Below are 21495 nucleotides of genomic sequence, written 5' to 3' on the forward strand. Positions count from 1 at the left end.
GGGGAGGACTCACTTGACGGTCTTCCCGCCCTGCAGTCTGCGCGAGTACGCCCTGCTCGCCGACGGCGAACGCGGCGCCCTGGTCGGACCGTCCGGCGAGGTCGCCTGGCTCTGCGCGCCCCGCTGGGACTCCGAACCGGTCTTCGCGGGACTGATCGGGGGCACCGGCGAGTACGCGGTGACCCCGGTCGGCCGGTTCGTCCCCGGCGGCTACTACGAGGACCGCGGGCTGGTCCGGCGCGGCCGGTGGATCACCGAGCAGGGCGTGGTGGTGTGCCGCGAGGCGCTCGCCCTGCCCGCCGACCCGCACCGGCTGGTGCTGCTGCGCCGGATCGAGGCCGACTACGGCCCGGCCCGCCTGCGGCTGCGGTTGGCGGCCGGCACCGGGTTCGGCACGGCCCGCCCCCATGCCCCCCACCGGACGGCGGACGGCTGGACGATCCGCGCCGGGCGGCTGCGGCTGCGCTGGACCGGCGCCGGGGCCGCCCGCCCCGGCCCGGACGGAACCCTCACCGCGGAGGTCGCCCTCGCCGCGGGCGAGCGGCTGGACCTGGTGCTGGAGATCTCCGACCACGGCCTCGACGGGCCGCCGCCGGACCCCGAGCGGTGCTGGCGGGCCACCGAACGCGCCTGGCACGACGCCGTACCGGACCTCGGGCACACCTACGACCAGCGCGACGCCCGCTTCTCCTACGCCGTGCTGCGCGGCCTCACCTCCCCCGTCACCGGCGGCATGGTGGCCGCGGCCACCACCAGCCTGCCCGAACGCGCCGAGGCGGGCCGCAACTACGACTACCGCTACGTCTGGATCCGCGACCAGTGCCTGGCGGGCCAGGCCGTCGCCGCCTGCGGGCCCGACCGGCTCCTGGACGACGCCGTACGGTTCACCACCGCGCGGCTGGACGAGGACGGGCCGCACCTCTCCCCCGCCTACACCGTGACCGGCGGACAGGTCCCGGACCAGCGCACCGTGGACCTGCCCGGGTACCCGGGCGGCCACGACCAGATCGGCAACCAGATCACCCGTCAGTTCCAGCTGGACGCCTTCGGCGAGGCCCTGCTGCTGTTCGCAGCCGCCGCCCGGCACGGCGGGCTGGCCCCGGAGACCCGCCGGGCGGCCCGTACCGCGACCGCGGCGATCGCCTCGCGATGGCGTGAACCGGAAGCCGGCATCTGGGAGTTGGAGCCCCGCCTGTGGACCCACAGCAGGCTGATCTGCGCCGCCGGACTGCGCGCGATCAGCCGCCCCGGGGTCGCCGCAGCGGCGGGGCTGACGGACGGGCTCGCGGCCGAGTGGAGCGCGCTGGCCGACCGGCTGACCGCCCGAACCTCCCGCCGAGCGCTGCACCCCTCCGGCCGCTGGCAGCGCTCCCCCGACGACCCGGCGGCCGACATGGCCCTGCTGCTGCCACCGGTGCGCGGCTGGCCGCCCGCCGACGACCCGCGCACCGCCGCCACCCTGCGGGCCTGCCGCGAGCAGCTCACCGACGGGCACTACGCGTACCGCTTCCGGCACGACGAACGTCCGCTGGCCGAGGCCGAGGGCGCCTTCGTACTGTGCGGCTTCCTGATGGCCCTGGCCGAGCACCAGCAGGGCGACGCCGTCGAGGCCGCCCGCTGGTTCGAGGCCACCCGCGGGCTCTGCGGCTCGGCCGGCCTGTTCTCCGAGGAGTACGACCTCGCCCAGCGCCAGCAGCGCGGCAACCTGCCCCAGGCCTTCGTGCACGCCATGCTGCTGGAGGCCGCGGCCCGGCTGGCCGCGCCCCCCGTCAGCTGACCGGCGGGTGCAGCCGGAACACGGCGAAGGCACGGCCGATGACGGGCTGGGCGACGTTGCGCACCCGCACTCCGCACGCGGTCAGCCCGCGCTCGGTGCCCAGGTGCGCGTGGCCGTGCAGGGCCAGGTCGGCGCCGGCCCCGTCGATCGCCTCGGCGAGCAGGTAGCTGCCCAGGAAGGCGTGGATCTCCGACGGTTCCCCGGCCAGGGTGTCCGGGACGGGCGCGAAGTGGGTCAGGGCGATCCGCAGGTCGCAGCCCTCGGCGGTGAGCTCGTCGAGGGCGGTGCGCAGCCCGTCGGCGCACTCGCGGCTGTGCCGGACGAAGGCCTTCATCTCGGGCTCGCCGAACTCGCCGGCGCTGCGGCCCGCGAAGCCGCCGCCGAAGCCCTTGGTCCCGGCCACGCCGACCAGCGTGCCGTCCACCCGGACGACGGTCGAGCTGCGTTCCAGCACCTGGACGCCGTGGGAGGCGAGGATCCGGGTGACCTCCTCCGGCCGGCCGGCGTCGTAGTCGTGGTTGCCGAGGACCGCGATCACCGGCACGGGCAGTCCGCCGACCTCCTCCCCGACCACCGCGGCCTCCTCGGGTGTGCCGTGCCGGGTGAGGTCCCCGGCCAGCAGCAGCACGTCGGCCAGCTCGCCCAGGGAGGCGAAGGCGGGCCGCAGCACGCCCCGGCTGTCCGGCCCGAGGTGGATGTCCCCGACCGCGGCCACCCGGATCACGGCAGGTCCTCCGCCCCGGTCGGCGGCCGGTCGTCGGCCAGCACGATGTCGGTGTGCACCCGCAGGCCGTCCAGCACCTCGGCGACGATGCGCTGGACGGCGGCGCGGCGCCGCTCGTTCGGCACGGTGCCGCGGACCGTCACGTGGGTGCCGTGCAGTTCGATCCGCAGGCCGAGTTCGCCGACCTCGTCGTCGGCGAGGCGGTCGCGCAGGTGGCCGAGCCGGTACTCGGTGTCGTCGGATCCGGTGTGGTCGGCGCCGCTCATGCCGCGGCCTCCTCGGGTTCGATCACCTGGAGCCGTTCCAGGAGGTACAGGAAGGCGTCCGGCATCGGCGGTCCGCCGCGCTCCTCCCGGACCCGCCGCCAGTCGACCTTCTCCCGCAGCGGCCGCACCACCGAGAGCGCCGCCCCGAAGTCGCAGTGGTGCTCGGAGAAGGCGGCGAGCAGGCCGCTGACCAGGTCGGTGGCGGAGAGCACCGGCATGCGCACGGAGTCCACCGGCAGCACCTCGGCACGGTCCAGCAGCTCCGAGGTGACCGGCCGCTTGGCGAGCTCCAGGATCAGGTCCACGTCCTGGCCCAGGCAACGGGCCTTGATCAGCCAGTCCTCGGGCGGCAGGAAGACCTGGAGCCCGGCCTCGCGCAGGGTGTGGGTGACGGCCTCGACGTCATCGCGGCGGATGCAGAAGTCGGCGTCGTGCTGGAGCCGGACGTCGGCACCGTGGGCGTAGGCGGCGACCCCGCCCGCCAGCGCGAACGGGTGGTCCTTGGCCTTGAGCAGCGAGCCGATCCGCTTCGCCGCCTCCAGGATCGCCTGGGCCCGGTCGGGCGGCAGACGGCCCCCGGGCTCGTCCAGCGACCAGCCGCCCGGCTCGGCGCTGGCCGAGCGGGTCACCTCGGGGTGTTCGGCGCGTGCGTCCATCGCGGCCTCCTCGGCGGCGTCCGTTCGGGACGTCCCCACGGCTACCCCGTCCGCGGGACTTCACTCCGGCGGGCGGCGGGCAGGCGGTGGAGCGGGCGCCGCCGCGGGCCCGGGCCGCCACCCGGACCCGCGCGGTGCCCGCGTCCCTGTGCGGCTCAGGCCGGGGGGCCGGCCAGCAGGCTCCGGTCGAGGTCGGCGAGCAGTTCGGCCGTGTCCCGGTGGACCTCGGCGGCGCCGGCGCCGAGGAGTTCTCGGGTGTCGAAGCCGCCGCTCTCGACCGCGACACAGGGGACCTTGGCACGGCCTGCCGCCGTGACGTCCCAGACCGTGTCGCCGATGAAGACGGCGTGCTCGGGCTCGGCGCCCACGCGGTTCAGGGCGGCGCGCACCAGGTCGGGGGCCGGCTTGGTGGCCTCCACGTCGTCGGCGGAGGTGACCGCGGTGATCGCCTCGTCGGCGTCGAGCGCGCGGCGCAGCACCGCGAGTTCCCGCTCGGACGCGGAGCTGGCGAGGACGACCGGCCAGCCGCGGTCGGCGCAGGCGCGCAGCAGGTCGGCGGCTCGCGGCAGTGGCTGGATGTGGGGCCAGTACTGGGCGTAGAGGGCGGCGTGGGCGGCGGTGATGCCCTCGTCGTCGTCGTGGTCGCGGTCGGCGCCGAGCAGGTGGTCGAGGAGCTGGTCGGAGCCCATGCCGATGGCCCGGTGGACGCGGGCGACGGGCAGGGTGCGGTCGTGCTGCCGCAGGGCCTCCCACCAGGCGAGGGCGTGGAAGTAGGTGGTGTCGAGCAGGGTGCCGTCGACGTCGAAGAGCGCCGCCGCGGTGGTCGTCATGGTCGTCAGTCCTTTCCCTTTCCCTTTCACCGGTGCCGGTGCCGGAGCGCTGCCGTGGTCACCCCGTGCGGTACTCGGCGGCCCGGGCGGGGGCCAGCCGCAGCCCGTGCCCGGGGGCGCCGTCGGCGCCAGGGGTGACGGTGCCGCCGGCCGGGTCGAGGGTGCCGTCGAACAGCATCCGCTCGATCCGGACGTGGTCGTGGAACCACTCCAGGTGGCGGCAGTTGGGGACGGCCGCGGCGGCGTGGGCGTGCAGGTGGGGGGCGCAGTGGGCGGAGAGGTCGAGGCCGTGGGCCTGGGCGAGGGCGGCGGCGCGCAGCCACCCGGTGACGCCGCCGCAGCGGGTGACGTCGGCCTGGAGGCAGTCGACGGTGGGGATCATCCGGGCGAAGTAGGCGGGGTCGTAGCCGTACTCCCCGGCGGTGACATCGGGAAGGACGGCGTCGCGGACGACCCGCAGGCCGGTGAGGTCGTCGGAGGAGACGGGTTCCTCGTACCAGCTGACGCCCTGGTCGGCGAGGGCGGCGCCGACCCGGACGGCCTGTTTGCGCCGGTACCCGCCGTTGGCGTCGGTGTAGAGCTCGACCCCGTCGCCGACGGTGGCGCGGGCGGCGCGGACCCGTTCGAGGTCGCGCTGCTCGCGGGTGCCCCAGGACTCGCCGATCTTGATCTTGACCCGGGGGATGCCCTGTTCCTCGGCCCAGCCGCGCAGTTGGCGTTCCTGCTGCTCGGCCGAGTAGGTGGTGAAGCCGCCGCTGCCGTACACCGGGACGGGTCGGGCGGCGCCGCCGAGCAGTCGGGCCAGCGGCAGTCCCAGCAGGTGGCCGCGCAGGTCCCAGAGGGCGAGGTCGACGGCCGAGACGGCACCGGAGATCAGCCCGGGGCGGCCCGCGTTGCGCACCGCCCGGTTCATCGCCTCGTGGGCGCCGGTGGTGTCGTGCGGGTCGCGGCCGGTGACCAGCGGGGCGAGTTGCCCGCTGATGACGGTGGCGGTGGCGGGCGCGCCGTAGGTCCAGCCGAGGCCCCGGTGGGAGCCGCTGACGGCCTCGGCGAGGACCACGGTGGTCCGGTCCCAGGCGAGGGTGCCGTCCGCCTCGGGCGCGTCGGTGGGGACGGTGTAGACGCTGACGTCGATGCGTTCGAGCTCGCTCATGACGGTGTCCGCAGTCCGGAGCGTTCGCCCGCCGCCAGCAGGCCGGCGGCCCGGTCGACCAGGGCCATGATGGTCAGCGCCGGGTTGGCGCTGCCCTGGGTGGGCAGCACGCTGCCGTCGGTGATCAGCAGGTTGGGCACGGCGAAGGTGCGCAGCCGGTGGTCGACGACGCCGGCGAAGGGGTGGTCGGCCATCCGGCAGCCGCCGACCAGGTGGGCGTAGCGGTCGATGGTGATCACCTCGCTCGCTCCCGCGGCGCGCAGGATGGACTCCATCACCTCGCGGGCGGCCTGGATCAGCATCCGGTCGTTGTCGCACTGGGAGAAGGCGAAGTTGGCGACGGGCAGTCCGTACCGGTCGGTCTCCTCGGCGAGGGTGATCCGGTTGTCCGGCTGTGGCAGCAGTTCGGCCATGGCGCCCAGGGTGGCCCAGTGGACGTAGTCCGAGAGGTACCTGCGCAGGTCGGCGCCCCAGTGGCCCTGGGCAACCACGTGCTCGGCCCAGGTGATCGGCAGGGGGGAGATGTTCTGGATGGTGAAGCCGCGCTTGTAGGGCTTGTCGGGGTCGGTCTCGTAGTACTGCTCGGTGGAGACTTCGGGCGGCGGGGCCTTGTAGGCCCGGATCTCCTCCTCGAAGCGGCCGGAGGTCTGCGGGGCGCCCTGCACCATGACGTACCGCCCGACCAGGTCGTGGTCGTTGCACAGCCCCTCGGGGAAGCGCGGGCAGGCCGAGTTGAGCAGCAGCCGCGGGGTCTCGATGGCGTAGCCGGCGACGGCGACGGTACGGGCGAGCTGGAGGTGCTCGCGGCCGTTGTGGAAGTAGCGCACGCCGCGGGCGAGTCCGTCGGCGTCGAGTTCGACGGCGGCCGCCATGCAGTCGGCGCGGATCTCGGCGCCGTGGGCGAGGGCGTCGGGGACGTGGGTGATCAGCGGGGAGGCCTTGGCGTTGACCTTGCAGCCCTGGAGGCAGAAGCCCCGGTAGATGCAGTGCGGTCGGCGGCCGAAGCGGCCGTTGGTGATGGCGACCGGGCCGACCCGGGCCTGGATGCCGAGGGCGGCGGCGCCGCGCAGGAAGATCTCGCCGTTGCCGCCGACGGGGTGCGGCGCGTGCGGGTAGGGGTGGGGGTCGCCCCAGGGCCAGTACTGTCCGGCGACGGGGAGTTCGTACTCGACGCGGCGGTAGGAGTCGCGCAGGTCCTCGTAGTCGATCGGCCAGTCGGCGCCGACGCCGTCGAGGCTGTGGGTGCGGAAGTCGGAGGGGTGGAAGCGGGGGGTGTAGCCGGCGAAGTGGACCATCGAACCGCCCACGCCGCGGCCGGAGTTGTTGGAACCGAGCGGTACCGGGTCGCTGCCGGAGATGACCCGGGGCTCGGTCCAGTAGAGGTGGTGGGAGGAGGCCTCGTCGCTGACCCAGTCGTTGAGCGGGTCCCAGAACGGGCCGGCCTCCAGCACCACGACGCTCCAGCCGCGGCGGGCCATCCGCTGGGCGAGGGTGGCTCCGCCCGCGCCGCAGCCGACGATCAGCAGGTCCACCTCGTCGGTGTCCGCGTAGCGCCGCATGTCGCGCCGCAGGCCGTGGTCGAAGCCGTGGCCGTCGCGGGGCAGCAGCCAGGCGGAGGCGTTGGTTCGGCGGACCTCTCGCTCGGCCTCGGCGTTGGCCCGTACGGTCTCGGCGGCGGCGCGCAGCCGGGAGTGCCGGCCGGGGTCGGTGGCGGGCGGTACGGGGTGGGGCGGCTCGTCGTCGGGGGGCCGGGGCGGGCTGGAGTGGGCGTCCGCGACCTCCCAGGGTTCGCGCTGGTCCGGGCCGAGGCGCAGGTATCCGCGTGGGTGGGCGGGGCCGCCGAAGCCGATCTCGTTCCAGGCGGTGGGGTGGGAGTAGTACGCCGTGCAGGCGTACCTGGTCCACAGGCTCCAGACGTGTTCGGCGGGCATGCCGTGCCAGTGCTCGCCGGTGAGTTCCTGGACCCGTCCGATCAGCGCCCGCTGCTGGACCTCGCTCAGCGCGGCGAACGGGCCGTCGGCCTCCTCGTCCAGGGCGTGCAGGGAGCGGCGCCAGGCCTCGTCGTCCATCGGCATGTCGGCGTAGTGCCAGCCGTCGGTCTCCAGTTCGGCGAGCCGGGCGTCGATCATCGGCAGCAGCGGGGCGTCGGGGTGGTCGAGCAGTTGGTCGAGCAGGGCGCGGGCGGTGGATTCCTCGGCGGGGGTGAAGAACCGGAGCGGCGGTTGGGGGCCGGTGCGGGCGACCACCACGGCCGTCGTCCGGCGGTCCCAGTACCGGGCCTGGGAGAGGACGTCGAAGCCGGGGAAGCGGGGCTCAGGCATCGGGCGACTCCCGGCGCAGTACGGCGGCGACGAGGCCCATCCCGCCGACCAGGCTCATCAGCAGCGGCGCGAACAGCGGCGGGCCCATCTCGATGTTGTAGCGGGCCATCTCCCAGCCGCCGGGCTTCTCGGCGATGCCGCGCACGTGCAGCCAGGTGCCCTGGAGGCCGTTGGCGACGATGGAGGCGGAGGCGACCGGCAGCAGGGTCCGGGCGGCCCGGGGGCTGATCGCCCCCGCCACTCCGGCGGCGGCGCCGATCGGGCCGAGCAGGACCGGCCACCACATGACGCGGTTGCCGAAGCCGGCCCGGTCGTGCTCCAGGTAGATCTCGGCTGCGGTGATCACCGAGCCGATGCCGGTCGCCAGGGCCAGGGAGCGCTGGAAGCGCCCGGTGCGGACGTTGCGCACGGCGAGGCCGACGAGGTCAGTGACGGCCATGCCGGCCTCCGAAGGACGGCAGCAGCTCCTGGAGCTTCGCCTTGAACCCCTGGCGGACCATCGCCGTACGGTCGGCGTCCCCGCGCAGCACGGACGCCGCGGCGGCCTGGATCTGGTCCCAGGTAGCGTGCGGCGGGATGGGCGGGACGGCCGGGTCGGTGCGCAGTTCCAGGACGAACGGGCGGTCGGCGCCGAGGGCGCGTTGCCAGCCGCCGGGGACGTCGCCGGGAGCGACCGCGCTCTCCGCTCCCAGGCCGAGGCTGCGTGCGAAGCCCGCGTAGTCGAGGTCGGGCAGCTGCTGGGAGGGCAGGAAGCTCGGGGCGCCCTCCATGGCCCGCATCTCCCAGGTGACCTGGTTGAGGTCGCGGTTGTTGAGCACCGCCACCACCAGCCTCGGGTCCTCCCACTGCTGCCAGTACTTGGCGATGGTGATCAGTTCGGCGAGGCCGTTCATCTGCATCGCGCCGTCGCCGACGATGGCGATGGCGGGCCGGTCGGGGTGGGCGAACTTGGCGCCGATCGCGTACGGGACGCCCGGGCCCATGGTGGCCAGGGTGCCGGACAGCGAGCCGCGCATCCGGCCACGGAAGCGCAGGTGGCGGGCGTACCAGTTGGCGGCGGAGCCGGAGTCGGCGGTGACCATGGCGTCGTCGGGCAGCAGGTGGTCGAGGGCGTGGATCGCGTACTCGGGGTTGATCGGGTCGGCCTCGACCCCGGCGCGCCGCTCCATCACCTCCTGCCAGCGCTCGGTGTTGTCGCAGATGGTGCGCTGCCAGTCCCGGTCCTCCTTGCGGACCAGCAGCGGCAGCAGCCGGTCCAGCGTGCGGGCGGCGTCGCCGACCAGGTTGACCTCGTACGGGTAGCGCATGCCGACCATGAACGGGTCGAGGTCGATCTGCACGGCCCTGGCCTTCCCGAACTCGGGCAGGAACTGGCTGTACGGGAAGGACGAGCCGATGGTCAGCAGGGTGTCGCAGTCGCGCATCAGCTCGTACGAGGGGCGGGTGCCGAGCAGGCCGATCGACCCGGTGACGTAGGGCAGCGTGTCCGGCAGCACGTCCTTGCCGAGCAGCGCCTTGGCGACCCCGGCGCCGAGCAGTTCGGCGACCTGCTGGACCTGCCGGCGGGCGCTGCGGGCACCCTGGCCGACCAGTACGGCGACCTTGCTGCCGGCGTTGAGCACGTCGGCGGCCCGGCGCAGCTCGTCGTCCTCGGGGACGACCGTCCACTGCGGGGCGCCCAGGCTGGAGGGGACCATCTTGAAGGCGTGCTCCGGCGGGCTGTAGTCCAGCTCCTGGACGTCGGCGGGCACGATCACGGCGGTCACGGTGCGGCGGGCGGCGGCGGTGCGCATCGCCCGGTCGAGCACGTTGGGCAGCTGCTCGGGGACGGTGACCATCTGGCAGTACTCGGCGGCCACGTCCTTGTAGAGGCTGAGCAGGTCGACCTCCTGCTGGTAGGAGCCGCCCATGGCGCTGCGGTTGGTCTGCCCGACCAGGGCGACCACCGGGACGTGGTCCAGCTTGGCGTCGTACAGCCCGTTGAGCAGGTGGATCGCGCCCGGGCCCGAGGTGGCCACGCACACTCCGGTGCGGCCGGAGAACTTGGCGTAGCCGACGGCCTCGAAGGCGGCCATCTCCTCGTGCCGGGCCTGGACGAAGACGGGTTTGTTGTCGGCCCGGCCCCAGGCCGCGAGCAGCCCGTTGATGCCGTCGCCGGGATAGCCGAAGACGTACTCGACGTCCCAGGCGCGCAGTCGTTCCAGGATGTGGTCGGAAACCTTCGGGGACACGGTGCTCCTCCTTGACGTCCTTGACACGACGGCCCCCCGCAGCGCGACTAACCGCTGCGGGGGGTCGGAAACACCCGGCGCGGGTGGAACTCAGTCCGCCTCGGCCGGTTCGTCGGCCCAGCCCGGGGCGTCCTGGTCCTCCAGCTGCTCGCGCAACCGGGTCAGGGTGGCGCTCAGCAGGCGGGAGACGTGCATCTGGGAGACGCCGATCCGCGCGGCGATCTCCGACTGGGTCCTGCCCTCCCAGAAGCGCAGCTTGAGCACCGTCTGCTCACGCTCGGGCAGTTCGGCGAGCAGTGGACGCACGGCGGTGCGGAAGTCGGCGAGTTCGATCCCGGGGTCGCAGCCGCCGAGCCGGTCCAGCATCGCGCTGCCGCTCTCGTCGGAGTCCTGATCCCGCAGCGCGTCCAGGGAACTGGGGCGGTAGACCCGGCCCGCGACCAGGCCCTCGGTGGCCTGCTCGACGCTCAGGTGGAGGTCCTCGGCGATCTCCTCCGGCTGCGGGAGGCGCCCGAGCTGCTGCTCCAGCCGGTCCGAGCCGCGGGCCACCGTCAGGTACAGCTCCTGCATGCTGCGCGGGACGCGCACCGGCCACGAGGTGTCCCGGAAGAACCGCTTCATCTCGCCGGCGATGGTGGGGATGGCGTAGGTGACGAACTCGACGCCGCGGTGCGGGTCGTAGCCGTCGACGGCCTTGATCAGGCCGATCGTGCCCACCTGGAGGATGTCGTCCATGTCCTCGGCCCGGTGCCGGAAGCGGGCCGCGATGAACCGCACCAGCGGCATGTTCAGCTCGATGATCGTGCCGCGCACGTAGCTGTACGCCGCACTCTCCCGCGCCAGCCCCGACAGCCGCTCGAACAGCGCGTCGCTGATTTCCCGCGCCTCGGCCTTCCCCATCGCGCGGAGTTCGGTCTTGCTGGGTCTCGGCGGCAGGTCGGGCGGGGTGCCCGAGGACAGGACGGTGTCCTGCCCGCCACGGGGAGCTGTTTCCAGAGGGGTGGACACGAGTCCTCCTCGGCCTCGGGACGAAGGCCCGACGACGCCCACGGGCTGGCGCCCGTTCGTCAGGGGGCTCTTTCCCAGGACCCGACCGGTTTCGAGGGGCGAGGTCCCGATGGCACCCGGTCCGGGTGCCGGGCGGCGTTCGTCCGGCGAACCGCCGCACGGTTGTTCTACCCGACATACGACATGGAATTCACGTTTTCGTCCGGTTTCTTCTGATTCTTCCGGGTACACGAACTCAGACAACGACCCGGACCACGAGAGGAGGGGCGGCCATGCCCCGAGGATCCAGCCCCAAGCGGGAACGCCAGTACGAGCACATCAAGGACAGTGCGCTCGACCGGGGCGAGAGCGAGAAGCGGGCCAAGGAGATCGCCGCCCGGACGGTCAACAAGGAACGCGCCCGCCACGGCGAGTCCAAGACGGCGAGCCGCACCTCGACCCACGACATGTCGTCCGGCCGGCGCGGCGGACTGCGCTCGCACAAGGGTGCCGGCGGTCCGACCTACGACCAGCTCTACAACGAGGCCAAGCACCGCAACATCAAGGGCCGTTCGAAGATGAACAAGCGTGAACTGGCCCACGCGCTCGGTCAGTGAGGTGCGCGATGACCGTTCCCACGCCCCCTGACCCGGACACCCAGCCGATCCCCCACCCGAACCCCGCACCGCGGCCGGGCGAGGGACCCGACCCCATTCCTCCTCCCATCCCGCCGTTCCCGGACCCCACGCCCTACCCGGACCCCGACCCGGCGCCGCCGCCGCGACCGCACCCCGGGCAGCCGTAGCGCCTTCCGCCCGACGGCTTCGATTTCCGGTCGACGGCTTCAACCACCCCGGTTGAAGCCGTCGACCCGCGCGTGCCGGTCGAGCGGGGAGCCGACCTCCAGCCAGACCAGCTTGCCGCCGTCGTCGGGCCCCGCGCCCCAGGCGCGGGCCAGCCGGTCGACCACCCGCAGGCCGTGCCCGCCCGGCCGGCCCGGATCGCCGGCCTCGGCCAGCCGCGGCAGCACCGGGCTGGCGTCCGCGACCTCCACCCGCAGGCGCACCCCGTCCCAGTCCAGGCGCAACTCGCGCGGTCCGCCGGGGGCGTGCAGACACGCGTTGGTGACCAGCTCCGAGACCATCAGCAGGACGTCCTCCGCCAGGGCCCGCTGCTCGTCGTCGCACCGTTGCCGGTCGTCGTCGGGCAGCCAGTGCCAGGACCGCAGCGCCGCCCGGCTGAACTCACGGCTGCGCTGGACCGCGCCCTCACTGCCCGTGAAGGCGAGTCGCCTGGTCTCACCGGCGGCGGCCGGAGAGGCCACGTGCTCCTCGTCCATGCCCGGCGTTTGCCCCGCCCGGTCACGGCTACACGCGCCGACGTGAGGAGGCGGAGGCGATCAGCATGACGGCGACGAACACCGGCCCCGACAGCCACGGTTCCCGGCCCCGGACCGGCCGTCGGGAGTCACCCGAGGAACGGGCCGACCGGCGCTGGACCGACCTGCTCCAGGAGGTCCGGGTCGCCCAGACGGGCTCGCAGATCCTCTTCGGCTTCCTGCTGAGCGTGGTCTTCATGCCGCGTTTCTCCCAACTCGGCGGCTTCGACCGGGGACTGTACGTGGCCACCGTCGTGCTCGGGGCGCTCGCCACCGGCTCGCTGACCTCCCCCGTGGCCTACCACCGGATCTTCGCCGGGCGCCGCCTCAAGCCCCAACTGGTCGACGCCGCAGCCAGATTGGTCGCCGTCGGCCTGGTGCTGCTGGCCCTGACCATCGGCTCTGCGCTGCTCCTCCTGCTGCGGGTGGCGACCGACTCGGCGGTCTCCGGCTGGATCACCGCGGCGGTCATGCTGTGGTTCGCGTCCTGCTGGCTGGTGCTGCCCATCGGGCACCTGTACCGGCACAACGGCCGGAGCTCCGGACCACCGGACGGGCCGGACTGCGACGACCCCCACCCGTGACGCGGCGGCCGGCCGGGACGTTTCGGCACCGGACGGCGGGCAAGACGCCCGCCATGAGGATCCGTACGCATTCCAAGCCCCGAACCGTGGTCATCACCGGCGCCACCGCCGGAGTCGGCCGGGCCTGCGTCCGGGCGTTCGCCACCGACGGCAACCGGCTGGTGCTGGTCGCCCGTGGCGTCGCCGGGCTGCGCGCGGCCTCCGCCGAGGCCCAGGCCGCCGGGTCACCGGTGCGCACCGTCCTGGCGGACGTCTCCGACCCGGACGCCTGCGAGGCCGTGGCCGCCCGCGCCGAGGCCGAGTTCGGGCCGATCGACGTCTGGATCAACGACGCCTTCGTCTCGGTGTTCGCACCGTTCACGGAGATCAGCCCCGAGGAGTACCGCCGGGTCACCGAGGTCACCTACCTCGGCTACGTCAACGCCACCCGGGCCGCGCTGAACCGGATGCTGCCGCGCGACCACGGCACCGTCGTGCAGGTCGGCTCCGCGATCGCCTACCGCGGCATCCCGCTCCAGACCGCCTACAGCGGCGCCAAGCACGCCATCCAGGGCTGGCACGAGGCGCTGCGCTGCGAGCTCCTCGCCAGCGGGAGCGGGGTACGGACGACCATGGTGCAGATGCCCGCGGTCAACACCCCGCAGTTCGACTGGGTCCTCAACCGGCTGCGCGGCCGGGCCCGTCCCGTCGCGCCCGTGTACCAGCCCCAGGTGGCCGCCCGCGCCGTCCGCTACGCCGCCGACCACCCCGGGCGCCGCGAGTACTGGGTGGGCGGCAGCACCGCGGCCACCCTGATCGCCAACGCCATCGCCCCCGGCCTGCTGGACCGCTACCTCGCCCGCACCGGCATCGCGGCCCAGCAGGATCAGGGCTCGCGGACCCCGGACGACCACGCCAACCTCTGGGCCCCGGGCGACGCCTCCCAGGACCGCGGCGCCCACGGCCGCTTCGACGAGGAGTCCCACGAACGCAGCGCCCAGCTCTGGGCCTCCCAGCACCACGGCCTGCTCGCCGCCGGCGGCGCGGTCCTGGTCGGCGCCGCCGCCCGCGCGCTGGCGCGGGGGCACTGACCGGCGGCGCACCCCACCGACCGCCATGGATCCCGCGACGGCGCTGCGGCGGATCGCGTTCCTGCTGGAGTGGAACGACGCCTCGCCCTACCGGGTGCGCGCCTTCCACACCGCGGCCGACGCGGTCCGCGCGCTGCCGCCCGGGCCGGTGGACGCCGCCCGGGCCCAGCGCCTGCCGGGCGTCGGGCCGGTCACCGCCGAGGTGATCGCCGAGGCCGCCGCCGGTGCGACCCCGGCCTACCTCGCCCGGCTGGAGAGCGCCGCCGGACCGGCCGCCCGGGCCGCGTGGGAGCTCGCCGCGACCGCGCGGGGCGACTGCCACCTGCACTCCGACTGGTCCGACGGCGGCCACCCGATCGAGGAGATGGCCGAGGCCGCCCGCGCGCTCGGCCACGACTGGGCCGTCCTCACCGACCACTCGCCCCGGCTGACCATCGCCCACGGCCTCAGCCCCGAACGGCTGCGGCACCAGCTCGACGTGGTCGCGGACCTCAACGCCGAGGACGGCTCCTTCCGGCTGCTCACCGGGATCGAGTGCGACATCCTGGACGACGGCTCGCTCGACCAGGAACCCGAACTGCTCGACCGGCTCGACGTGGTGGTGGCCTCGGTCCACTCCAAACTGCGCTCGGAGCCGGAACCGATGACGGCCAGGATGCTCGCGGCCGTCCGCCACCCGCGCACCAACGTGCTCGGCCACTGCACCGGCCGGATCGTCACCGGCCGCGGCCGGCCGCAGTCCCGCTTCGACGCCGAGGCCGTCTTCGCCGCCTGCGCCGCCGCCGGAACGGCCGTGGAGATCAACTGCCGCCCCGAGCGCCGCGACCCGCCCGACGACCTGCTCCGCCTGGCGGTCGACGCGGGCTGTCTCTTCGCCGTCGACACCGACGCCCACGCCCCGGAGCAGCTCCACTGGCTCACCTCGGGCTACGCCCGCGCGGCCCGCTTCGGACTCACGCCCGAGCGGCTGGTGACCACCTGGCCGCGCGAGCGGCTGCTCGCCTGGGCGCACCCGGCCACCGGCTGATCGACCGGTCCGTACCGTCACCGCTGCCGGCTAGCCGCCGCCGAGCAGTTCGATCACGGCCCGCTCGACCTCCTCGCCCGTGCCCGGCAGCCCCTGCCCCTCGCCGGGGGCGAGGCCCCGCAGGGCCGCCGCCAGGGTGACGCCCTCCTCGTACAGCTCGAACAGGCGCGGGTTCAGGTAGGAGGCCCGGCAGACCGCGGGGGTGTCGCCCAGGTACTCGGCCACCTCCCGGACCACCCGGGCCGCCGCGCGTCGCCGGGCGGCCGCCGAGTGGCCGGCCACCGGCCAGGAGACGGCCAGGCCCACGGCGGCCAGCACGGTGGCGTGCCAGGTGCGGAAGTCCTTGGCGGACAGGTCGGTGCCGGTGTGCTCGCGCAGGTAGCCGTTGAGCCGGGCGGCGTCGACCTCCGTCCAGGCCCGGCCCTCGCGGTAGGCCAGCAGCCGGGGCCCCGGGTCCGGCCGGCGCAGCAGGGCCCCTACCGCGGCGGCCGCCGCCCGGTCGGTCAGGGTGAGGTCGCGCTCGCGGCCGGACTTGGCGCGGTAGGCGAAGTGCACCCGGCCGCGCCGCACGGTCACCTGCTCGCGCCGCAGGGTGGTGAGGCCGTACGAACCGTTGTCGCGTTCGTAGCCCGGCGAGCCGATGCGGAAGAAGCCCAGGTCGAGCAGCCGGGTGGCGCAGCCGAGGACGCGGTCGGGGCCGAGGCCGCGCCGGGTGAGGTCCTCCTCGACCCGGCGGCGCAGCGCGGGGAGGGCGGGGGCGACGGCGAGGACGTGGTCGTGCTTGGCGCGCTCCTGGCGGGCCCGGAACTCCGGGTGGTAGAGGTACTGCCGGCGCCCGGCCGCGTCGGTCCCGACGGCCTGGAGGTGCCCGCGGGGGTGCGGGCAGATCCACACGTCGGTCCAGGCCGGAGGGATCGCGAGGGCCTTGGCCCGGGCGATCGCCAGCGGGTCGCGCAGCGGGCTGCCGTCGGTGTCGCGGTAGCCGAAGCCCCTCCCCCGGCGCACCCGCCGCCACCCCGGTCCGTGCGGGTCGCTGCTGGTCAGGCCGGTCCGGCCGGTGGGGTTCGTCACGCTACGGCGGGTGCCCGGGCCGGGCCCGGCCACACCCCGGGGTTTGCGGGCGGGGTGGTCGGACACACGCGCCGGCGTCGGACTTCCGGGAGCGAGGAAGGGGTGCGGGCGATGGTTGAGCTGGCCGGACGAACGGCGCTGGTCACCGGCTCCTCCCGCGGGCTGGGACTGCTCATCGCGGGTGAGCTGGCGGAGCGGGGCTGCCGGGTGATGATCTGCGGCCGGGACGAGGTGGGCCTGGAGAGGGCGCTGCGGCAGCTGCGCGGCCTGCCGGGCGAAGTGGCCGCCACGGCCTGTGACCTCATGGACCCGGAGGCGCCCGGGCGGCTGCTCGCGGCCGTCCGGGAGCGCTTCGGCACCGGGGTTGACGTGCTGGTCAACAATGCCGGTCTGATCCAGGTCGGCCCGTTCTCGGCGGTGCAGGAGCAGGACTTCCGGCGGGCGCACGAGTTGATGACGATGGCACCGCTGCGGCTGGTCCAGGCCGTGCTGCCGGAGATGCGGGCCCGTGGCGCGGGCTCGATCGTCATGATCAGCTCGATCGGCGGCCGGATCCCGGCCCCGCACCTGTTGCCGTACGTGGCCGCCAAGTTCGCGCTCACCGGCCTCTCGGAGGGGCTGGCGGCGGAGCTGGCGCCGTACGGCATCCGGGTGACCACGGTGCTGCCGGGGCTGATGCGCACCGGCTCGCACACGGCCGCCGAGTTCGCCGGGCAGGCGGGCAGCGAGTACGCCTGGTTCGCGACCGCCGCCTCCATGCCACTGGTGTCGATGGACGCCCGGCGGGCGGCGCGGCGGATCGTCCGGGCCGTCGAGGGCGGGCGGCGCGAGCTGGTGCTGACGCCGCTCGCGAAGGGCGCCGTGCTCGCCCACGGCGTCGCTCCCGCCACCACCAACCGGCTGCTGGCCCTGACCGCGCGGCTGCTGCCCTCGGCCGGTGCGGCGCCGGAGCACGGCGTGCCGGGTGTGCGGGCCGCGTCCCGGCACCCGCAGGGCGGCCCGGTCCACCGGCTGACCGCCCTCGGGCGGCGGGCGAGCCGCGCCCACAACGAGCCGACGGCGTCCTGAGGCGGCCGCGGGGTGTGGAAGTGCGCTTCCGGGGCACACGCGGCCCGGGGGGTCACGACCCCCCACCGTCGGAACCACGAGAGGAGCACACCCCCATGGGTACCGAGGACAAGCTGCGCAACATGGCCGAGAAGGCCCACGGCAAGGCCAAGGAGGCCGCCGGCAAGGCGACGGGTGACCCGGTCGTCGAGGCCGAGGGCAAGGGCAAGCAGATGAAGAGCGACCTCAAGCAGGCCGGCGAGAAGGTCAAGGACGTCGGGAAGGACTGACCCGGCACCGGCGGCCGCCCCGCGCGGCCGCCGGCCCGTCCGGAAGGAGAACCATGAAGGCCGTGACCTGGCACGGGCGCCGAGACGTCCGCGTCGACTCCGTACCCGACCCGGTGATCCGGGAGCCCACCGACATCCTGGTGGAGGTCACCACCACCGGGCTCTGCGGATCCGATCTGCACCTGTACGAGGTGCTGGGCGCCTTCCTGGACGAGGGCGACATCCTGGGCCACGAGGCGATGGGCGTGGTCCGCGAAGTGGGCCCCGCGGTGCACGCCGTCGATCCGGGCGTCCGCGTGGTCGTGCCGTTCAACGTCTCCTGCGGCACCTGCCACACCTGCGTGCAGGGCCTGCAGTCCCAGTGCGAGACCACCCAGGTGCACGCCTACGGCACCGGCGCGGCCCTGTTCGGCTACACCAAGCTCTACGGCCAAGTGCCGGGCGGGCAGGCCGAGTTGCTGCGGGTTCCGTTCGGCAACACGCTGCCGGTGCCCGTCCCGCACGGGCCGCCGGACGACCGCTACGTGCTGCTGTCCGACGTGCTGCCCACCGCCTGGCAGGCCGTCGAATACGCGGAGATCCCGCCCGGCGGCAGCGTCGCGGTGCTCGGGCTGGGCCCGATCGGGGACATGTGCACCCGGATCGCCCGCCACCGCGGGGCCGGCACCGTGATCGGCGTCGACCTGGTGCCCGAGCGGCTGGAGCGCGCCCGGGAGAACGGGGTCGAGGTGTTCGACCTGGCCCGGCTCGGCTCCCGGATCGTCGACGCCGTCCGGGATCTCACCGACGGCCGCGGCCCCCACTCCGTGATCGACGCGGTCGGGATGGAGGCGCACGGCTCCCCCGCCGCGACCGCCGCCCAGCGGATGACCTCGCTGCTGCCGGACGCGGTGGCCGCCAGACTGATGACCCGGGTCGGCCTCGACCGGCTGCACGCCCTGCACCTGGCGGTGGACCTGGTCCGGCGCGGCGGCACGATCTCGCTGTCCGGCGTGTACGGCGGGATGACCGACCCGCTGCCGATGCTGACCATGTTCGACAAGCAACTCCGGCTGCGGATGGGGCAGGCGAACGTCCTGCGCTGGATGGACGACCTGCTGCCGCTGCTCGGCGACGGCGACCCGCTGGGGGTGGAGGGCTTCGCCACCCATCACGTGCCGCTGGCCGAGGCCCCGGATGCGTACGACATGTTCCAACGCAAGCAGGACGGCGTGGTCAAGGTGCTGTTCCAGCCCTGACCGGCCTGTCCGCGTCCGTACCGAGGAGGCGAACGCGATGAGCACCATGAGGAACCCGGTGCCGAAGGATCCGCCGGAGCCGGTCGAGACCCCGGAGTCCCGGATGACCGGCGAGGGCAGTCCTCCGCCGGAGCACGAGGAGGAGAAGGGGCCGCAGGACGGCCCGGAGTTCGAGGTGACGGAGCCGGCCCACGAGCCGGAGCGGCAGCAATAACAGCACGACCGAAGCAGTACGACCGAAGCAGTACGACCGGGCGGGCCGGGCCGATCATCGGAGCTTTCCGGCCCGCCGTCCGGCGAACGGGTGGTCCGGCGCGGCGATCACGCGCGCCGCGGCGTTGCGCGCGGGACGCGTGCGCCGACCGGGCGGTACACCTGGGGGCCGCCCGCCGCGGTGGCGGGTGCCCGGAGGAGCGACCTGGGGGTGGCGGAAATGCGAACGATGCTCGAACTCCTGCTCTGGTGGGGGGTTTTGCTGTTGCTGAACACCGTGTTCATCAGCTCGGTGTCCCCGCTGGAGATGGCGGTGGGCGGCGGCGTGGCGCTCCTCGGGGCGCTGGGCGCGGTGGCCGTGCGGCGCGCGTCCGGAGCGACTCCCGGCGGACCGGCCCGGCTGGCACGGGCGCTCTGGGCGTACCCGTGGACCCTGCTGGCCGACACCGGCCGGCTCGCGCTCGCCGTGTTCTCCCCCGCGCACCGCCGCGGCGGGTTCCGCACGGTCCGGCTCGCCCCCGGCACCGGGGCGGCCTGGGGCGCGGCGCTGCTGTCCTCGACGCCCGGCGCGTACGCGGTGGGGAGCCGGGACGGCGGCGAGCTGACCGTCCACGCACTGGGCGACGAACTCTCCTCGCTGGAGCGGGCGTTGACCGGAGCCGGGGAGTGAACGCCTGGCTGCTCGCGGCGGCCGTGCTGGCCGCCTGCGGGGTCGGTCCGTGCCTGCTGCTCGGTCTGCGGGGCTCGCCCGAGCAGCGCCTGGCCGGGCTCAACCTCGCCGCGACCACCGCCTCCGTCGTCCTGCTGCTGCTCGCCCAGGGGTTCAGCCGCACCTCGTACACCGACCTGGCGCTGGACCTCGCCGTGCTGGCACCCGCCGGAACGCTGGTGTTCACCCGCCTCCTGACCGGGAGGCAGCGGTGACGCCCCGGCACACCATCGCGCTGGTCCTGCTGGTGGCCGGCACCGCCGCGCTGCTGCTCGCCGCGCTCGCCCTCCTCGTGCTGCCCGGCCCCTACCTGCGGCTGCACGCCCTCTCCCCCGCCGCCGCCCTCGGCGCGCCGCTGGTCGCGCTCGCCCTCGCCGTGGACACCGGCCCCGGACGGGCGGCCGTCAAGCTCCTGGTGATCGGCCTGCTGCTGGCCGTCGGCGGCACCGTCACCACCATGGCCGTCGCGCGCACCACCGTGCGCGCCGAACGGAAGGCTCAGCAGTGAACAACGCCCTGACCGTGATCGCCCTGCTGCTCACCGCCGTCACCGCGACCGCCGCCGCGCTCACCCGCGACCCGGTCCGGCAGGCCGCCGTCCTCGCGCTGCTCGGGCTCTGCCTCGCGCTGCTGTTCACCGTGCTCCAGGCGCCCGACGTCGCACTCTCCCAGCTCGGGGTCGGCAGCGCGGTCACCCCGCTGCTGATCCTGCTCACCGTCCGCCGGGTGCGCCGCCGGGAGCAGGCGGACGAGAACCCGGACCGGACCGAGTGAGCCGCACCGCCCGACTGCGGCTGTTCCTCACCGCCGCCGCCGTCCTCGCCGCCGCCCTGATCACCGCCGCCACCGAGCTGCCCGGCTTCGGCGGCAGCCACCACCCGTACGGAGAACGGGCGGTGGCGGCCGGACTGGCCCGGCAGACGGCCAACATCGTCTCCTCCGTCAACTTCGACCAGCGGGCCTTCGACACCCTCGGCGAGGAGTCCATCCTGTTCGGCTCGGTGCTCGGCGCCGCCATACTGCTGCGGCTCGCCCGGGACGAACACAAGCGCCGCGCCGCCGCCGAAACCGTGCTCCCCACCACCCGGTTGTTCGGCGCCACCCTGCTGCCGGTCACCGTGCTGGTCGGCGGATACCTCGTCGCCCACGGTCAGTTGAGCCCCGGTGGCGGCTTCCAGGGCGGCGTCGCGCTGGCCACCGCCCTGCACCTGGCCTACGTCGCCGCCGACTACGGGGTGCTCAAGCGGATCCGCCCACTGGCCGTCCTGGACGTGGCGGACGCGATCGCGGCCGGCAGCTACGCCGCGCTCGGCCTGATCGGCCTCGCCCAGGGCGCCGGCTACCTCGCCAACACCCTGCCGCTCGGCACCTTCAACCAGATGTCCTCCAGCGGGCTGGTGGCGGTGATCAACGCCGCCGTGGGGATCGAGGTCGCCTCCGCCGTGGTGGTCCTGCTGGCGCACTTCCTCGACCAGGCGGTCGAGATCGTCCACGGCGGGGAGGGCCGGTGAGCGAGCGAACCATGAAGAGGTGCGCGTTCCGCGAAGCGACCCCCGAGCGAAGCGAGATGGGCGCATGAGCTTCTTTCCGTACCTGGTCGCCGGATGGATCCTGCTCGCCGGGCTGTACGGCCTGGTGACCAGCCGCAACCTGGTGCAGGCGGTCGGCTGCCTGGCCGTCGCCCAGTCCTCCACCTACGTGCTGCTGCTCGCGGTCGGCTACCGCAGCGGGGCGACCGCTCCCGTCTACTCCGACCTGCCGACCGACGCCCCGGTGGTCGACCCGGTGGTCCAGGCGCTCACCCTGACCGACGTCGTGGTCGGGGCGACCGTCACCGCGCTGCTGCTGTCGCTGGTCATCCAACTGCGCAAGCGGCACGGCACGGTTGACCCGGAGGAACTCACCGGGCTGCGCGGGTGAGCG

General features: G+C 74.4%; 26 protein-coding genes. 15 read left to right on the forward strand and 11 right to left on the reverse strand.

Annotated features, from left to right (window positions below; genetic code table 11):
• The first annotated feature begins 13 nt into the window (after positions 1-13).
• The gene (locus ACZ6Z8_RS00315; protein ID WP_465604552.1) at positions 14-1777 is read left to right on the forward strand and encodes a glycoside hydrolase family 15 protein; all 1764 of its coding nucleotides are present in this window, start codon (positions 14-16) and stop codon (positions 1775-1777) included.
• On the opposite strand, the gene ACZ6Z8_RS00320 is transcribed toward ACZ6Z8_RS00315, so the two are convergent.
• The 9 genes from ACZ6Z8_RS00320 to ACZ6Z8_RS00360 all read right to left on the reverse strand — a co-directional run bounded on the left by ACZ6Z8_RS00320 (position 1770) and on the right by ACZ6Z8_RS00360 (position 10966).
• Complete coding sequence (locus tag ACZ6Z8_RS00320) at positions 1770-2501, reverse strand: metallophosphoesterase family protein (RefSeq protein ID WP_465604555.1); 732 nt, start codon at positions 2499-2501, stop codon at positions 1770-1772. The two genes, ACZ6Z8_RS00315 and ACZ6Z8_RS00320, sit on opposite strands and share 8 nt — an antisense overlap.
• Complete coding sequence (locus ACZ6Z8_RS00325; protein ID WP_465604557.1) at positions 2498-2767, reverse strand: BON domain-containing protein; 270 nt, start codon at positions 2765-2767, stop codon at positions 2498-2500. Before ACZ6Z8_RS00325 ends, ACZ6Z8_RS00320 begins: the two co-directional genes overlap by 4 nt.
• Positions 2764-3423, reverse strand: a complete 660-nt coding sequence (locus ACZ6Z8_RS00330) for a nucleotidyltransferase family protein (RefSeq protein ID WP_465604560.1) — start codon at positions 3421-3423, stop codon at positions 2764-2766. Before ACZ6Z8_RS00330 ends, ACZ6Z8_RS00325 begins: the two co-directional genes overlap by 4 nt.
• 155 nt (positions 3424-3578) lie before the next feature.
• Positions 3579-4253: an HAD family hydrolase gene (locus ACZ6Z8_RS00335; RefSeq protein WP_465604563.1), complete on the reverse strand. Its 675-nt coding sequence runs from the start codon at positions 4251-4253 to the stop codon at positions 3579-3581.
• A 58-nt stretch (positions 4254-4311) separates the two neighbouring features.
• Positions 4312-5406: an enolase C-terminal domain-like protein gene (locus tag ACZ6Z8_RS00340; protein WP_465604566.1), complete on the reverse strand. Its 1095-nt coding sequence runs from the start codon at positions 5404-5406 to the stop codon at positions 4312-4314.
• Entirely contained in the window at positions 5403-7727 is a 2325-nt protein-coding gene (locus ACZ6Z8_RS00345; RefSeq protein ID WP_465604569.1) for a GMC family oxidoreductase, read from the reverse strand. Before ACZ6Z8_RS00345 ends, ACZ6Z8_RS00340 begins: the two co-directional genes overlap by 4 nt.
• Positions 7720-8166, reverse strand: a complete 447-nt coding sequence (locus ACZ6Z8_RS00350; RefSeq protein WP_465604571.1) for a hypothetical protein — start codon at positions 8164-8166, stop codon at positions 7720-7722. The genes ACZ6Z8_RS00345 and ACZ6Z8_RS00350 overlap by 8 nt, the downstream gene beginning before the upstream one ends.
• Positions 8153-9958, reverse strand: a complete 1806-nt coding sequence (locus ACZ6Z8_RS00355; protein WP_465604574.1) for a thiamine pyrophosphate-requiring protein — start codon at positions 9956-9958, stop codon at positions 8153-8155. The genes ACZ6Z8_RS00350 and ACZ6Z8_RS00355 overlap by 14 nt, the downstream gene beginning before the upstream one ends.
• Before the next feature lie 90 nt (positions 9959-10048).
• Positions 10049-10966, reverse strand: a complete 918-nt coding sequence (locus tag ACZ6Z8_RS00360) for a SigB/SigF/SigG family RNA polymerase sigma factor (protein WP_465604577.1) — start codon at positions 10964-10966, stop codon at positions 10049-10051.
• Between the two features lie 272 nt (positions 10967-11238).
• Between ACZ6Z8_RS00360 and ACZ6Z8_RS00365 the strand changes: the two genes are divergently transcribed.
• Positions 11239-11562: a plasmid stabilization protein gene (locus tag ACZ6Z8_RS00365; RefSeq protein WP_402814447.1), complete on the forward strand. Its 324-nt coding sequence runs from the start codon at positions 11239-11241 to the stop codon at positions 11560-11562.
• 227 nt (positions 11563-11789) lie between these two features.
• Here the strand turns inward: ACZ6Z8_RS00365 and ACZ6Z8_RS00370 are convergent, their stop codons facing one another.
• A complete protein-coding gene (locus ACZ6Z8_RS00370) occupies positions 11790-12284 on the reverse strand; it encodes an ATP-binding protein (RefSeq protein ID WP_465604581.1) in 495 nt (164 codons plus the stop codon).
• Positions 12285-12349: 65 nt separating this feature from the next.
• Between ACZ6Z8_RS00370 and ACZ6Z8_RS00375 the strand changes: the two genes are divergently transcribed.
• From ACZ6Z8_RS00375 to ACZ6Z8_RS00385, 3 genes are read left to right on the forward strand one after another with little or no spacing between them, the layout of a single operon-like run.
• Positions 12350-12907 (forward strand): DUF6328 family protein, encoded by a 558-nt coding sequence (locus ACZ6Z8_RS00375; RefSeq protein ID WP_465604583.1) that lies wholly within the window; start codon positions 12350-12352, stop codon positions 12905-12907.
• A gap of 53 nt (positions 12908-12960) precedes the next feature.
• Positions 12961-13977: an SDR family oxidoreductase gene (locus ACZ6Z8_RS00380; RefSeq protein WP_465604586.1), complete on the forward strand. Its 1017-nt coding sequence runs from the start codon at positions 12961-12963 to the stop codon at positions 13975-13977.
• Between the two features lie 25 nt (positions 13978-14002).
• Complete coding sequence (locus ACZ6Z8_RS00385; RefSeq protein WP_465604589.1) at positions 14003-15004, forward strand: PHP domain-containing protein; 1002 nt, start codon at positions 14003-14005, stop codon at positions 15002-15004.
• A gap of 30 nt (positions 15005-15034) precedes the next feature.
• Here ACZ6Z8_RS00385 and ACZ6Z8_RS00390 read toward each other — a convergent pair whose 3' ends face one another.
• The gene (locus tag ACZ6Z8_RS00390; RefSeq protein ID WP_465604592.1) at positions 15035-16075 is read right to left on the reverse strand and encodes a DNA topoisomerase IB; all 1041 of its coding nucleotides are present in this window, start codon (positions 16073-16075) and stop codon (positions 15035-15037) included.
• A gap of 111 nt (positions 16076-16186) precedes the next feature.
• On the opposite strand from ACZ6Z8_RS00390, the gene ACZ6Z8_RS00395 reads away from it, so the two are divergent.
• The 10 genes from ACZ6Z8_RS00395 to ACZ6Z8_RS00440 all read left to right on the forward strand — a co-directional run bounded on the left by ACZ6Z8_RS00395 (position 16187) and on the right by ACZ6Z8_RS00440 (position 21492).
• Positions 16187-17143: an SDR family NAD(P)-dependent oxidoreductase gene (locus ACZ6Z8_RS00395; protein ID WP_465604595.1), complete on the forward strand. Its 957-nt coding sequence runs from the start codon at positions 16187-16189 to the stop codon at positions 17141-17143.
• Positions 17144-17238: 95 nt separating this feature from the next.
• Entirely contained in the window at positions 17239-17412 is a 174-nt protein-coding gene (locus ACZ6Z8_RS00400) for a CsbD family protein (RefSeq protein ID WP_465604598.1), read from the forward strand.
• Positions 17413-17465: 53 nt separating this feature from the next.
• Positions 17466-18650 (forward strand): alcohol dehydrogenase catalytic domain-containing protein, encoded by a 1185-nt coding sequence (locus ACZ6Z8_RS00405; protein WP_465604600.1) that lies wholly within the window; start codon positions 17466-17468, stop codon positions 18648-18650.
• 37 nt (positions 18651-18687) lie between these two features.
• A complete protein-coding gene (locus tag ACZ6Z8_RS00410; RefSeq protein WP_465604603.1) occupies positions 18688-18864 on the forward strand; it encodes a hypothetical protein in 177 nt (58 codons plus the stop codon).
• A 219-nt stretch (positions 18865-19083) separates the two neighbouring features.
• A complete protein-coding gene (locus ACZ6Z8_RS00415; protein ID WP_465604606.1) occupies positions 19084-19533 on the forward strand; it encodes a hypothetical protein in 450 nt (149 codons plus the stop codon).
• Entirely contained in the window at positions 19530-19787 is a 258-nt protein-coding gene (locus ACZ6Z8_RS00420) for a monovalent cation/H+ antiporter complex subunit F (RefSeq protein ID WP_465604609.1), read from the forward strand. The genes ACZ6Z8_RS00415 and ACZ6Z8_RS00420 overlap by 4 nt, the downstream gene beginning before the upstream one ends.
• Positions 19784-20080 carry a monovalent cation/H(+) antiporter subunit G gene (locus tag ACZ6Z8_RS00425; RefSeq protein WP_465604612.1) on the forward strand — a complete coding sequence of 99 codons (297 nt, stop codon included), beginning with the start codon at positions 19784-19786 and terminating at the stop codon, positions 20078-20080. Before ACZ6Z8_RS00420 ends, ACZ6Z8_RS00425 begins: the two co-directional genes overlap by 4 nt.
• Positions 20077-20346 (forward strand): hydrogenase subunit MbhD domain-containing protein, encoded by a 270-nt coding sequence (locus ACZ6Z8_RS00430; RefSeq protein WP_465604615.1) that lies wholly within the window; start codon positions 20077-20079, stop codon positions 20344-20346. The genes ACZ6Z8_RS00425 and ACZ6Z8_RS00430 overlap by 4 nt, the downstream gene beginning before the upstream one ends.
• Entirely contained in the window at positions 20343-21083 is a 741-nt protein-coding gene (locus tag ACZ6Z8_RS00435) for an MnhB domain-containing protein (RefSeq protein ID WP_465604618.1), read from the forward strand. Before ACZ6Z8_RS00430 ends, ACZ6Z8_RS00435 begins: the two co-directional genes overlap by 4 nt.
• Before the next feature lie 64 nt (positions 21084-21147).
• Positions 21148-21492, forward strand: a complete 345-nt coding sequence (locus tag ACZ6Z8_RS00440) for a sodium:proton antiporter (RefSeq protein WP_465604620.1) — start codon at positions 21148-21150, stop codon at positions 21490-21492.
• The last annotated feature ends 3 nt before the right edge of the window (positions 21493-21495 follow it).

Source organism: Kitasatospora sp. NPDC101108 (assembly GCF_055584725.1).

Coding starts and splice junctions, on each gene's coding strand:
- ACZ6Z8_RS00325 (WP_465604557.1), bottom strand. CDS start 2,767: ATGAGCGGCGCCGACCACACCGGATCCGACGACACCGAGTACCGGCTC.
- ACZ6Z8_RS00330 (WP_465604560.1), bottom strand. CDS start 3,423: ATGGACGCACGCGCCGAACACCCCGAGGTGACCCGCTCGGCCAGCGCC.
- ACZ6Z8_RS00335 (WP_465604563.1), bottom strand. CDS start 4,253: ATGACGACCACCGCGGCGGCGCTCTTCGACGTCGACGGCACCCTGCTC.
- ACZ6Z8_RS00340 (WP_465604566.1), bottom strand. CDS start 5,406: ATGAGCGAGCTCGAACGCATCGACGTCAGCGTCTACACCGTCCCCACC.
- ACZ6Z8_RS00345 (WP_465604569.1), bottom strand. CDS start 7,727: ATGCCTGAGCCCCGCTTCCCCGGCTTCGACGTCCTCTCCCAGGCCCGG.
- ACZ6Z8_RS00350 (WP_465604571.1), bottom strand. CDS start 8,166: ATGGCCGTCACTGACCTCGTCGGCCTCGCCGTGCGCAACGTCCGCACC.
- ACZ6Z8_RS00365 (WP_402814447.1), top strand. CDS start 11,239: ATGCCCCGAGGATCCAGCCCCAAGCGGGAACGCCAGTACGAGCACATC.
- ACZ6Z8_RS00370 (WP_465604581.1), bottom strand. CDS start 12,284: ATGGACGAGGAGCACGTGGCCTCTCCGGCCGCCGCCGGTGAGACCAGG.
- ACZ6Z8_RS00375 (WP_465604583.1), top strand. CDS start 12,350: ATGACGGCGACGAACACCGGCCCCGACAGCCACGGTTCCCGGCCCCGG.
- ACZ6Z8_RS00380 (WP_465604586.1), top strand. CDS start 12,961: ATGAGGATCCGTACGCATTCCAAGCCCCGAACCGTGGTCATCACCGGC.
- ACZ6Z8_RS00385 (WP_465604589.1), top strand. CDS start 14,003: ATGGATCCCGCGACGGCGCTGCGGCGGATCGCGTTCCTGCTGGAGTGG.
- ACZ6Z8_RS00395 (WP_465604595.1), top strand. CDS start 16,187: ATGGTTGAGCTGGCCGGACGAACGGCGCTGGTCACCGGCTCCTCCCGC.
- ACZ6Z8_RS00400 (WP_465604598.1), top strand. CDS start 17,239: ATGGGTACCGAGGACAAGCTGCGCAACATGGCCGAGAAGGCCCACGGC.
- ACZ6Z8_RS00405 (WP_465604600.1), top strand. CDS start 17,466: ATGAAGGCCGTGACCTGGCACGGGCGCCGAGACGTCCGCGTCGACTCC.
- ACZ6Z8_RS00410 (WP_465604603.1), top strand. CDS start 18,688: ATGAGCACCATGAGGAACCCGGTGCCGAAGGATCCGCCGGAGCCGGTC.
- ACZ6Z8_RS00415 (WP_465604606.1), top strand. CDS start 19,084: ATGCGAACGATGCTCGAACTCCTGCTCTGGTGGGGGGTTTTGCTGTTG.
- ACZ6Z8_RS00440 (WP_465604620.1), top strand. CDS start 21,148: ATGAGCTTCTTTCCGTACCTGGTCGCCGGATGGATCCTGCTCGCCGGG.